General features: G+C 66.2%; 12 protein-coding genes. 8 read left to right on the top strand and 4 right to left on the bottom strand.

Going from position 1 to position 11,238, the window contains the following annotated elements; all coding sequences use genetic code 11:
• The 4 genes from Q0L94_RS05145 to Q0L94_RS05130 form a co-directional block, all read left to right on the top strand.
• Positions 1-267: metal-sulfur cluster assembly factor (locus tag Q0L94_RS05145; protein ID WP_296750788.1), on the top strand; the 267-nt coding region annotated here is incomplete at its 5' end.
• Positions 268-295: 28 nt separating this feature from the next.
• Positions 296-547 carry a DUF2249 domain-containing protein gene (locus tag Q0L94_RS05140; RefSeq protein WP_296750785.1) on the top strand — a complete coding sequence of 84 codons (252 nt, stop codon included), beginning with the start codon at positions 296-298 and terminating at the stop codon, positions 545-547.
• A 12-nt stretch (positions 548-559) separates the two neighbouring features.
• Positions 560-1,723: a hypothetical protein gene (locus tag Q0L94_RS05135; RefSeq protein WP_296750783.1), complete on the top strand. Its 1,164-nt coding sequence runs from the start codon at positions 560-562 to the stop codon at positions 1,721-1,723.
• A 12-nt stretch (positions 1,724-1,735) separates the two neighbouring features.
• Positions 1,736-2,116, top strand: coding sequence for a hemerythrin domain-containing protein (locus Q0L94_RS05130; protein WP_296750780.1), 381 nt, complete (start codon positions 1,736-1,738; stop codon positions 2,114-2,116).
• A 77-nt stretch (positions 2,117-2,193) separates the two neighbouring features.
• On the opposite strand, the gene Q0L94_RS05125 is transcribed toward Q0L94_RS05130, so the two are convergent.
• Positions 2,194-3,462, bottom strand: coding sequence for an FAD/NAD(P)-binding oxidoreductase (locus Q0L94_RS05125; protein ID WP_296750777.1), 1,269 nt, complete (start codon positions 3,460-3,462; stop codon positions 2,194-2,196).
• A gap of 162 nt (positions 3,463-3,624) precedes the next feature.
• Between Q0L94_RS05125 and Q0L94_RS05120 the strand changes: the two genes are divergently transcribed.
• The gene (locus Q0L94_RS05120) at positions 3,625-4,920 is read left to right on the top strand and encodes a sigma 54-interacting transcriptional regulator (RefSeq protein ID WP_296750774.1); all 1,296 of its coding nucleotides are present in this window, start codon (positions 3,625-3,627) and stop codon (positions 4,918-4,920) included.
• An 81-nt stretch (positions 4,921-5,001) separates the two neighbouring features.
• On the opposite strand, the gene trpE is transcribed toward Q0L94_RS05120, so the two are convergent.
• From trpE to rpe, 3 genes are all read right to left on the bottom strand, one after another.
• A complete protein-coding gene (gene trpE, locus Q0L94_RS05115; protein WP_296750771.1) occupies positions 5,002-6,471 on the bottom strand; it encodes an anthranilate synthase component I in 1,470 nt (489 codons plus the stop codon).
• 116 nt (positions 6,472-6,587) lie between these two features.
• Entirely contained in the window at positions 6,588-7,271 is a 684-nt protein-coding gene (locus tag Q0L94_RS05110; RefSeq protein WP_296750769.1) for a phosphoglycolate phosphatase, read from the bottom strand.
• An 84-nt stretch (positions 7,272-7,355) separates the two neighbouring features.
• Entirely contained in the window at positions 7,356-8,039 is a 684-nt protein-coding gene (rpe, locus tag Q0L94_RS05105; protein ID WP_296750766.1) for a ribulose-phosphate 3-epimerase, read from the bottom strand.
• Positions 8,040-8,147: 108 nt separating this feature from the next.
• On the opposite strand from rpe, the gene apaG reads away from it, so the two are divergent.
• From apaG to Q0L94_RS05090, 3 genes are all read left to right on the top strand, one after another.
• Entirely contained in the window at positions 8,148-8,531 is a 384-nt protein-coding gene (apaG, locus tag Q0L94_RS05100) for a Co2+/Mg2+ efflux protein ApaG (RefSeq protein WP_296750791.1), read from the top strand.
• 181 nt (positions 8,532-8,712) lie between these two features.
• Positions 8,713-9,984, top strand: a complete 1,272-nt coding sequence (locus Q0L94_RS05095) for a murein transglycosylase A (RefSeq protein WP_296750763.1) — start codon at positions 8,713-8,715, stop codon at positions 9,982-9,984.
• 141 nt (positions 9,985-10,125) lie between these two features.
• Positions 10,126-11,238: copper ion binding protein (locus Q0L94_RS05090; protein ID WP_296750760.1), on the top strand; the 1,113-nt coding region annotated here is incomplete at its 3' end.

The raw sequence follows: 11,238 nt of genomic DNA, 5'->3' as shown, positions 1-11,238 counted from the left end.
GGGGTCGACGACCCGGAAGTCGGCATGAACATCGTCGACCTCGGGCTGGTGTATGGCGTGGAGGTCACGCCGACCCGGCTGCACGTCGACCTCACCATGACCTCCCCGGCCTGCCCGATGGGAGAGATGATTCTCGATGATGTCCAGCACGTGCTGGAGACGCTGGCACCGGCCGGCGTCGAAATCGAGCTCGCCCTGGTATGGGACCCGCCCTGGAGCCCGGACAGGATGAGCGCGCACGCGCGCGCCCATTTCGGCTGGAGCTGATCCCACCCGCAACCGCAGGAGAACGCACATGACGACCACCCCGCAAACCACTGTCGATGTCCGTACCATCGCGCCGCGCGACCGCCACCCCCTGATTTTCGGCACCTTCTCCAGGCTGCTGCCCGGCGAGGCATTGCTGCTGCTCAATGACCACGACCCCAAGCCGCTCTACAACCAGTTCCTGGCGGAATACGGTGGCGAGTTCAGGTGGGAATACCTGGAAAGCGGCCCGGACCTGTGGCGGGTGCGCATCGACCGTATCGCGTCCTGCTGCGCCTGAGACGGAAACGCCATGCGCACCGGCGATCTCGGCGTCCCGTTCCGCCTGCCGCTCCTGATGCTGGGCTTTGCCGCGCTGGCGTCGGGGGTGCTGGCCGGCCTCGCCCGGCTCGGCTGGAACGTGCCGCTGTCCATGGCCGAACTGGCGCCGCTGCACGGCCCGCTGATGGTGTCCGGATTCCTCGGCACCGTCATCGGGTTGGAGCGCGCCGTTGCCATGGGACGCCGCTGGGCATATCTCGGCCCGCTGCTGACCGGTCTCGGCAGCCTGGCCATCCTGGCCGGCCTTCCTCCCGCCATCGGCGCTGCGGCAGTCACGCTCGGCAGCGCCGTGCTGTTTACCGGCACGGCGCTGCTCATGCTGCGCCAGCGCGAACTCTTCATGGCGACCATGACGCTCGGCGCCCTCAGCTGGCTGGCTGGCAACCTGCTGTGGCTCGCCGGCACTCCGCTGCAGGGCGTGGTGGCGCTATGGATCAATTTTCTGGTGCTGACCATCGCGGGCGAACGCCTCGAACTGTCTCGCTTTCTGCCGCCCTCCCCCGTGGCCAAACGGACGTTTGCAGGCATTCTGGCGATACTCGTGGCGGGTGGATTCCTCACCGGACACCCTGCGGGCGTCACGCTGTATGCTGCAGGATTACTCGCGCTGGCACTGTGGCTGCTGCGCCAGGACATCGCGCGGCGGACGGTCAAGACGCAGGGACTGACCCGCTTCATCGCGGTATGCCTGCTCTCCGGCTACGCCTGGCTCGCTGTCGGCAGCGTCACGCTGCTCGCCGCCGGCAGTCTCGCCGGCCTCGCCTACGACGCCGTGCTGCACGCCATCCTGATCGGCTTCGTGTTCTCGATGGTGTTCGGCCACGCGCCGGTGATCTTTCCGGCCGTCGTGCGGGTGAAGATGCCGTACCACTGGACGTTCTACCTGCCCCTGCTGGTGCTGCACGCCTCGTTGCTGCTGCGCCTCGCCGGCGACGGCCTCGCCCAGCCCGGCCTGCGCAGTCTCGGCGGCCTGCTGAATGCCGCCGCGCTGCTGCTGTTCATTGCGGGCACGCTCGCCAGCGTCATTCGCGGCACGCGCGCAGGGCGGGCCGGCGAACGGCCGCAACACGAACGCGCGACATCCGCTGCGAACCCCCAGGCACCGCGTTCCGGCGCTGCACGCCCCCGGCCCTGAGCCGCACGCCGCATGAAGCGCAGCCCGTTACTGCAACCCCTCTCGCGCGAGCACCATGCCGCGCTGTCGCTGGCCAGGTCCTGCGAGCGTGCCGCACGGTCGGGCGATGCGGCGCAGATCGACGCAGCCTGCGAGCGTGCCGTCCGCGCCTTCCGGCAGCAACTGGATCCGCACTTCCGCACCGAGGAGCACGCGCTGCTGCCGCTACTGCGCAGCGCCGACACCCAGCCGCTCGTGCAGCGCACGCTCGAAGACCATCGCCTGCTGCGCGGGCTGCTCGACGACCTGCAGCGCAACGATGCCGGCGCCCTGGCGCGCTTCGGCGAACATCTCGCCGCCCATGTGCGGTTCGAGGAGCGCGCGCTCTTTGCGGCGATCGAAAGCCTGCTCTAGCGCGTCGACCGGGGCGCCGCGCCCGCAGGCATGAAAAAAAAGCGCCCGCAGGCGCTTGAAGAGGAGTCCGGGGAAAATCACTTGAGCTTCTTGATGCCCATCAGACCGAGCACGTATTTTTCGTACAGCGGTTCGGTCGAGCCTTTTTTCATTTTGCGCATGAAGTATTTCTCGAACGCAACCTTGGCCAGGTGCACCCATTTGCCTTCCTTGAACCAGTTGACGTTGCGCGGCGGAATCTGCGGCAGCGCCACGAAGGCCGCCCCGGTGTCGCCGAAATCGGCCAGGCAGATGGCGTTCCACGTCGCCTTCTCGGTTGGCTCCTTGCCGTCGAGCACGGCGCGGATGTTGTGCGCCGTCGCGGTGACCATGGATTCGATCATGTAGCCGGTCTTCGGCGCCCCTGTCGGCACCGGTGTGGCCTCGACCGGCGGAATGGCGACGCACACGCCGACCGAATAGATGTTCTGGAATTTGGGATTGCGCTGGTAAGGATCGATGACGATGAAACCGCGCGGATTGGTCAGTCCCTCGATGCCGAACACGGCGTCGATGCCCTTGAATGCCGGCAGCATCATCGAGTAGGCGAACGGCAATTCGTGTTCCTTGATCACCTCGCCTTTTTCGTTGTGTTCGGCAACGAACATCTTGCCGGCTTCGACCTTGGTGACCTTGGCGTTGCAGATCCATTTGATGTGGCGGTCGCGCATCACGGATTCCAGCATGCCCTTGGAGTCGCCGACGCCGCCCAGGCCCAAGTGGCCGATGTAGGGTTCGGCGCTGACGTAGGTCATGGGCACGCGGTCGCGGATTTTGCGCCGCCTGAGGTCGGTGTCCATGATCATGGCGAATTCATACGCCGGCCCGTAGCACGACGCCCCCTGCACGGCGCCGACCACGATCGGCCCGGGCTCCTGCACGAAGCGCTCCCAGGCCTGGCCTGCGGCGACGGCGTGTTCGACCTGGCAGACCGACTGGGTATGCCCTTCCGGGCCCAGCCCGGGGATTTCGTCGAACGCCAGCTTGGGTCCGGTCGCAATGACGAGAAAGTCGTAGTCCACCACCCGGCCGTCGGTGAGTTCGACCTGGTTGCGCTCGGGATGCACGCGCGCGGCGCCGACCGGGATGAAATCGATGCCTTTTTTGTTGAGGTAGGGCGCGGCCGGCAGGGTGATGTCGTCGCGCTTGCGCCAGTTGACCGCGACCCAGGGGTTGGACGGCGTGAACTGGAAATACGGCAGGTTGGAAATCACGGTGACCTTGTCTTCGGCCCGCGCCTGTTCACGCATTTCGTAGGCCATCGTCATGCCGCCCACGCCCGCACCCAAAACCACGATCTGTGCCATTGCTGTCTCCTGTTGAGGTATCCCGTTTAGCTTAGCAACTGGATGAGCAAACACCATGCCATCATTCGACGCGCTCAGACGCAGGCGCTGGCGGCGCCTGTGCAATTTGACATGACCATCCTGTCATGCCACGCTCCGCGAAAGTCATGACCGGTCGCAGCCATGCCCCATATCGAACTACAGGATCTCATCGACGCGAACGACCAGCCCTTTGTGGTGATCGATCGCGAATACCGCATCGTGGCGGCGAATCAGCGCTACAGCGAAGCCTACGGCGTGACGCCCGACGCCATCGTCGGCCGGCACTGCTATGCCGTGTCGCACCACGCATCGCGCCCCTGCCACGAAAACGGTGAACAGTGTCCGCATCAGGCCTTGTTCGATCACGGTGAAGCGGTCGAGGTGCTGCATACCCATTTCCATGCCGGCGACCAGCCCGAGCGCACCCGCATCCGCGGGCATGCCCTGCGCGGCGTGAATGGCGAGCGCTACCTGGGCGAACAGCTGTTCCCGCTGGACGCCAGCGTCGGCACCGACTGCGACGCCATGCAGATGGTGGGGCAGTCCCCCGCGTTTCTGGCCTGCGTGGACAATCTCGCGCGGGTGGCCGACAGCGAGGCCTCGATCCTGCTGTACGGCGAAAGCGGGGTCGGCAAGGATCTCGCCGCGCGTTTCATTCATGCCCGCTCGGCGCGGGCCGGCGGCCCTTTCATCGTGATCAACTGCGCCGCCGTGCCGGAAACCCTGTTCGAAAGCGAACTGTTCGGCCATGAGCGCGGCGCATTCTCGGGCAGCAGCGGCCTGAAGAAAGGGCTGTTCGAACTGGCGGACGGCGGCACGCTGTTCCTGGACGAGGTCGCCGAGATTCCGCTGGGCTTGCAGGCCAAGCTGCTGCGGGTGCTGGAAACCGGCGAATTCCGCCGGGTCGGCGGCACCCATACGCTGAACGCCGACGTGCGGCTGGTATCGGCCACCAATCGCCGGCTGCTGGACGAGGTAGACGAGAAGCGGTTCCGGCTCGACCTGTATTACCGGCTGGCAGGTATCGACGTGACCCTGCCTGCGCTGCGCGAACGGCGCGAGGATCTCTCCGCACTGGCGGCGTTTCTGCTCAAGCGTCTGGCCGGCAGCCGCCGTGCCTGCCGGCTGGATGCGACCGCGCTGGCTATGCTGCAGGCATACGAATTCCCTGGAAATGTGCGCGAACTGCGCAACCTGTTGCAGCGCGCGGTACTGACCTGCCAGGACGGGGTGATCCGCGCCGCCGACCTGCATCTGCCTGTGGCGGCACTGCCGCCGCAGCCTGGCGCGGGCGCGCAGCCGCTGGCCGAGATCGAGCGCAGCCACATCCGCGCCCTGCTCGATTCGCACGCCGGCCATCGTAGCCGGGTCGCCACCGCGCTCGGCGTCACCGAACGCACGCTCTACCGCAAGCTCAAGCGCTACGGCCTGGGCTAGCTGTGCCGAGACGTCGGGGCCGGGTCAGTCGGCCAGGCTGGCGAAGCGGGCCTGCCCTAAAGGATTCCGATCCACTATGGGCTAGCGCCCATGTGGAGTCGTATACGCCAGTTCGGCCGCGCGCACGATGGCGCGCGCCTTGTTGAGCGTTTCCATCCATTCGTTGTCGGGCACCGAATCGGCGACGATGCCGGCGCCCGCCTGTGCGTACAGCATGCCGTCCTTGACCACCGCGGTGCGGATGGCGATCGCCAGGTCCATGTCGCCGTTGAACCCCAGATAGCCGACCGCGCCGGCATAGATGCCGCGCTTGCTGGGCTCCAGTTCGTCGATGATTTCCATCGCCCGCACCTTGGGGGCGCCCGACACGGTGCCGGCCGGGAAACTGGCGCGCAGCACGTCGAGCGCGGCAAGGCCGGGCTTCAGCTTGCCCTCGACGTTGGAGACGATGTGCATCACGTGCGAGTAGCGCTCGATCTGCATGTTCTCGGTGACGCGGACCGAGCCGGTGACGGCGACGCGCCCGGTGTCGTTGCGCCCCAGATCCAGCAACTGCAGGTGCTCGGCGCACTCCTTGGGATCGGCCAGCAGTTCCTCGGCCAGACGCTGGTCGTCCTCGCGCGTGAGGCCGCGCGGGCGGGTTCCGGCAATCGGCCGCAGGGTGACGTTGTCGCCTTCGAGCCGCACCAGGATTTCCGGCGACGAACCGACGATGTGGAAGCCGCCGAGATCGTAGAAGAACATGTAAGGCGACGGATTCAGGCTGCGCAGCGCGCGGTAGAGCGACAGCGGCGAAGCGGCGAACGGCCGCGCCATGCGCTGGCTCAACACCACCTGCATGACGTCGCCGGAGGCGATGTAGTCCTTGGCTTTCTGCACCGCCGCCTTGAACTCGGCCTCGCCGAATTCGGAGCCCGGTTCGGCCGTGTCGGCTGCCGGCTCGGCCGGCAGCGTCACCGGCACGCGCAGTTTCTCGGCCAGTTCGGCAAGACGCAGATGGCCCTGCACATAGGCATCCTGCTGCATCGGATCGGCATGGGTGATGAGATAGAGCTTGCCAGCAAGGTTGTCGAATACCGCCAGCTCCTCGGTCAGCATCAAGAGGATGTCCGGCGTATGCAGCACGTCGTCCTTGTGCCTGTCGGCCAGCCGCTTCTCGATGTAGCGGATGGTGTCGTAGCCGAAGTAGCCGGCCAGTCCGCCGGTGAAGCGCGGCAGCCCGGCCACCGGCGCCGCCTTGAAGCGCACCTGGAAATCGGCGATGAAAGCCAGCGGGTCGGGCAGGCTGTGCTCCTCGACCACCCGGCCGTCGGTTTCCACCGTCAGCAGATGCGCACGCACCCGCAACACCGTGCGCGCCGGCAGGCCGATGAAGGAGTAGCGCCCGAAACGTTCGCCGCCCACCACCGATTCGAGCAGGTAGGCATAGGGCGCATTGGCCAGCTTGAGGTAGACCGACAGCGGCGTTTCCAGATCGCCGGGCAGTTCGCGCACCAGCGGAATGCGGTTGTAGCCCTGGCGGGCGAGCTCGAAGAATTCTTGTTCAGTCATTTTGGCGTGAGGCGTGAGGAGTGAGGCGTTAGGCGTGGGAACTCAGTCGGCAGCCTGCCATCGCCATCGGCGCCCTGCGATCGCACTGCCCCGCCTCACACCTCGCGCCTCACGCCTCACGCTTTTTTCACCATCTTCGCCGCTTCGGCGAGACTCGGCACCACCGCATCCAGATCGAGCTCGGCGACCGGACGGCCGCGGTTGTAGCCGTAGGGCACGCAGAACACCGGGCTGCCCGCAGCACGCGCGGCCTGGGTGTCGTTGAGCGAGTCGCCAATCAGCAGCAGTTCGGCCGGCTTCACCTTGAACACCTCGCAGGCATGCAGCAGCGGCAGCGGATCGGGCTTGCGCTTCGGCAGCGTGTCGCCGGACAGGATCAGCTCGAAATAATCGAACAGGCCGGTGTCTTTCAGCAGCGGGTGAGTGAACGCTTCGGCCTTGTTGGTGATGCAGGCAATGTGCACGCCCATCGCCTTGAAGGCGTCGAGGCCTGCGACCACGCCGTCGAACGGGCGCGAATGCAGCGACACGTGCTCACCGTAATGCTTCTGGTAAGAGGCGATGGCCTGTTCGAACAGCGCCGCATCGGGCTCGGCGTCCATGTCGCCGGTGAGCACGCGCTTGACCAGCCGCGACACGCCGTTGCCGATGTAGGTGGAAATCGTTTCCAGCGACGGGCACGGGCGGCCGAGGTCGGCCATCATCAGTTCGGCGGCATGCGCCAGATCCGGCGCGGTGTTGAGCAGGGTGCCGTCGAGATCGATGACGACGGCTTTGATCGAAAGAGGAAAGTTTTTCATATTGGTTTTTATCCGCGAAGGACGCGAAGGGGCGCGAAGAAAATCTCTACTTCGCGTTTCTTCGCGTCCTTCGCGGAGGATATATCAGACCTTGGCAAGCTCGGCGCGCATCGCGGCAATGATGCTGTTGTAGCGCTGCGGGTCGCCGTCCTTGGCGGCGCCGAACACGGCCGAACCGGCGACGAAGGTGTCGACCCCGGCCCTGGCAACTTCGGCGATGTTGGCGGGGCCGACGCCGCCGTCGATTTCGATGTTCACGCTGAGGCCGCGATCATCGATCATCTTGCGCACGGCACGCGCCTTGTCGAGCACGTAGGGAATGAACTTCTGGCCGCCGAAGCCGGGGTTCACCGACATCAGCAGCACCATGTCGAGCTTGTCCAGCGTGTATTCCAGCACGTCGAGCGGGGTGGCGGGGTTGAACACCAGGCCGGCCTTGCAGCCGTTTTCCTTGATCAGGCCGATGGTGCGGTCGATGTGCTCGGAGGCTTCCGGATGGAAGGTGATGTAGGTCGCCCCCGCTTTCGCAAAATCGGGAATGATGCGGTCGACCGGCTTGACCATCAGATGCACGTCGATCGGCGCGGTGACGCCGTGCTTCCTCAGCGCTTCGCACACCAGCGGGCCGATGGTGAGGTTGGGTACGTAGTGGTTGTCCATCACGTCGAAGTGGACGATGTCGGCGCCGGAGGCGAGCACGTTGTCGACTTCCTCGCCAAGCCGGGCAAAGTTGGCGGACAGGATGGACGGGGCGATGCGGTACGTCATGGGAAGGGCTCCTGGATTTCTGCGGATTTTCGGGAAACCCGGCCATTTTAGCAGCCCGCCGCGCCATTGCGTTACACTCCAGGCATCCCGTATCCGTCGAGCATTCCCGTGGCCGAAGGCAAGAAATACCATATCAGCGTCAACGTCGACACGACCTATCTGGCCGAACAGAGCGATCCTTCGGCCGACCGTTACGTGTTCGCCTACACCATCACCATCGCCAACACCGGCACCGTGGCCGCGCAACTGATTTCGCGCCACTGGATCATCACCGATGCCGAAAACGTCGTCCAGGAAGTCAAGGGCCTCGGCGTGGTCGGCGAACAGCCCCTGCTGCGGCCGGGCGAGAGCTTCGAGTACACCAGTGGCACTGCGCTGGCAACGCCGGTCGGCACCATGCGCGGCAGCTATCAGATGGCGGCCGAGGACGGCAACAAGTTCGACGCCGAAATCCCCCAGTTCACACTGGCGATGCCGAGGGTGCTTCACTAAAAAGACGGTGGCGCAGCCAGGCCATTCCCCTGGATCCTGAATCCGGCGCCCGGGCTTTATTTTTTCATCGTCCACCATACGATGAACAGCAGCAGTCCGAGCGCGATTCCCGCCTCCAGCAGCAGCCAGCCCAGTCCCTGGGTCTCCATTAAACCCGTCTCTCCATTGTTATACTCGGCGCATGTTTTTGCTGTGGCCATCTTCACCCGTGATGCTGTTACGCGCAAGCCCGTGGCTGTTCGCCCTGCTGTTGTCGGCCTGTGCGGTGCAGCCGCCTGTGGCGCCGCCCGTTCCTCCGGCGCCGGTACCGGTGCCGGCGCCAGTCCCGGTTCCCGCGCCGCAACCCGAACCCGCTCCGCCCTCCGTTCTGATCCCCGTTCCGGCTGTGGCCTATCCCACGCTCAGACCGGTGGACTGGACGGCCGTGGCCTTCTGGCAGGACGACAGCGCCAGCGAAGCCTGGACCGCTTTCCTGCGCAGCTGCGCCACGCTCGGCAAGCGCACCGCGTGGCATGCGGTCTGTGCTGAAGCCACCTCGATGGCCACGCCGGACGACGCCGCCGTGCGCACCTTTTTCGAGCAGCGTTTCCAGCCCTACCAGGCCAGCCAGGAAGACGGCAGCACCGAAGGCATGATCACCGGCTACTACGAGCCCCTGCTGAAGGGCGACCGCGTGCGTACCGCGCGGGCGCGCTTCCCGCTCTACGCCGCCCCCGACGATCTCATCACGGTGGATCTCGCCAGCGTCTACCCCGAACTGAAGAACCTGCGCCTGCGCGGGCGGCTGGCCGGCAACAAGCTGGTGCCCTACCCCACCCGCAAGGAAATCGAGGCGGCCAACGGCAACGGCTTCAAGGGCAAGCCGATTGCCTGGGCGGAAGACCCGGTGGAGCTGTTTTTCCTGCAGATCCAGGGCTCGGGCCGCATCGAGCTGCCGGACGGCTCGCACCTGCGCGTCGGCTACGCGGACCAGAACGGCCATCCCTATCAATCGATCGGCAAGCTGCTGGTCGAGCGCGGCGAACTGAAGCTCGAACAGGCCTCGATGCAGGGCATCAAGGACTGGGGCGCGAAGAATCCCGACAAGCTGCCGGATCTGCTCGCCAGCAACCCCAGTTTCGTATTCTTCCGCGAACTGCCCAACGGCCTGCCCGGCCCGCTCGGCGCGCTCGGCGTGCCGCTCACCGGCGGCCGCTCGATCGCCGTCGACCCGCGCTTCATCCCGCTCGGCGCACCGGTCTTTCTCGCCACCACCCAGCCCAATTCACCGCTGCCGCTGAACAAGCTGGTGATGGCGCAGGATACCGGCGGCGCCATCCGCGGCGGCGTACGCGCCGATTTCTTCTGGGGCTTCGGCAATGCGGCGGGGGAACTCGCCGGCCGCATGAAACAGCGCGGCCGCATGTGGGTGCTGCTGCCGAAGGACTTCCCGCTGACCACCGTGCGCCGCTGAACGCGGCGGTTGCGATCGACCGGCTTGATTCATCCCCGCCAAGGGACAGCTGCGGCCTGCCCTTTACGCCCTCAGTGTGCTTGACATTCCCACCATGGTAAGGTTTATGTTGTCAGCATCCGTCTCAACCGGGAATCCACGATGACCACCTCCACCACAACCCCGCTCGCCGTCGGCATCCAGGGCATGACCTGCGCCAGCTGTGCGACGCGAGTGGAAAAAGTGCTCAAGCAGCTGCCGGGCGTGACTGCCGCAACGGTGAATCTGGCGACCGAAACCGCGACCATCACGGGCGCGACCGATGCAGCCTCGGTTCAGCGCGCCATCGAGCAGGCCGGCTTCAGCGTGCCGACCGAATCGCTGACCTTCGACATCACCGGCATGACCTGCGCGAGTTGCTCGGCGCGGGTGGAAAAGGCGCTCGGCAAAGTGCCCGGCGTACTCAATGCCAGCGTCAACCTGGCCACCGAGCAGGCGACGGTCGAGGTGGCGCAGGGCACGTCAGCCGCCGCGCTGATCGCCGCGGTGGAGCGTGCCGGCTATGGCGCGCAACGGCCGCAGGCGGCAAGCGCAAGCCCGGCCGCCCCGCTGCGCGCGCTGCCCGACTGGTGGCCGGTGGCGCTGGCGATAGCGCTGTCGCTGCCGCTGGTCGCCCCCATGCTCGGCAGCCTGTTCGGCGTGCACTGGATGCTGCCGGGCTGGCTGCAAATGGTGCTGGCGACGCCGGTGCAGTTCTGGCTCGGCGCGCGTTTCTATCGCGCCGGCTGGAAGGCGCTGCGCGCCGGCAGCGGCAACATGGATCTGCTGGTGGCCGTCGGCACCAGCGCGGCCTATGGCCTGAGCGTATACCTGCTGCTGACGCGCGGCGACCCGATGCATCTGTATTTCGAGGCCTCGGCGGTGGTGATCAGCCTGGTGCTGCTGGGCAAATGGCTGGAGGCGCGCGCCAAACGCCAGACCACCGAAGCCATCCGCGCCCTGCAGGCCCTGCGTCCGGCCACCGCGCGGGTGCGTCTCGACGGCGTCGACCGCGACATGCCGATCGACGCGATCCGGATGGGCGATCTGGTGGTGATCCGCCCCGGCGAACGGGTGCCGGTCGACGGCGAGGTGATCGAAGGCGAAAGCCAGATCGACGAATCCATGCTCACCGGCGAGTCTCTGCCGGCCGACAAGCAGCCGGGCGATACGGTGACCGGCGGCGCCATCAACGCGCACGGCGTGCTGCTCGCACGCACCACGGCGGTGGGAACG

The sequence above is a fragment of the Thiobacillus sp. genome, assembly GCF_024708915.1.
This window is presented reverse-complemented; position numbering and strand designations above follow the sequence as displayed.

What these genes read in the sequence shown, in the direction of transcription:
- Q0L94_RS05140 (WP_296750785.1), top strand. Translation starts at nt 296, where the DNA reads ATGACGACCACCCCGCAAACCACTGTCGATGTCCGTACCATCGCGCCG.
- Q0L94_RS05135 (WP_296750783.1), top strand. Translation starts at nt 560, where the DNA reads ATGCGCACCGGCGATCTCGGCGTCCCGTTCCGCCTGCCGCTCCTGATG.
- Q0L94_RS05130 (WP_296750780.1), top strand. Translation starts at nt 1,736, where the DNA reads ATGAAGCGCAGCCCGTTACTGCAACCCCTCTCGCGCGAGCACCATGCC.
- Q0L94_RS05125 (WP_296750777.1), bottom strand. Translation starts at nt 3,462, where the DNA reads ATGGCACAGATCGTGGTTTTGGGTGCGGGCGTGGGCGGCATGACGATG.
- Q0L94_RS05120 (WP_296750774.1), top strand. Translation starts at nt 3,625, where the DNA reads ATGCCCCATATCGAACTACAGGATCTCATCGACGCGAACGACCAGCCC.
- trpE (WP_296750771.1), bottom strand. Translation starts at nt 6,471, where the DNA reads ATGACTGAACAAGAATTCTTCGAGCTCGCCCGCCAGGGCTACAACCGC.
- Q0L94_RS05110 (WP_296750769.1), bottom strand. Translation starts at nt 7,271, where the DNA reads ATGAAAAACTTTCCTCTTTCGATCAAAGCCGTCGTCATCGATCTCGAC.
- rpe (WP_296750766.1), bottom strand. Translation starts at nt 8,039, where the DNA reads ATGACGTACCGCATCGCCCCGTCCATCCTGTCCGCCAACTTTGCCCGG.
- Q0L94_RS05095 (WP_296750763.1), top strand. Translation starts at nt 8,713, where the DNA reads ATGTTTTTGCTGTGGCCATCTTCACCCGTGATGCTGTTACGCGCAAGC.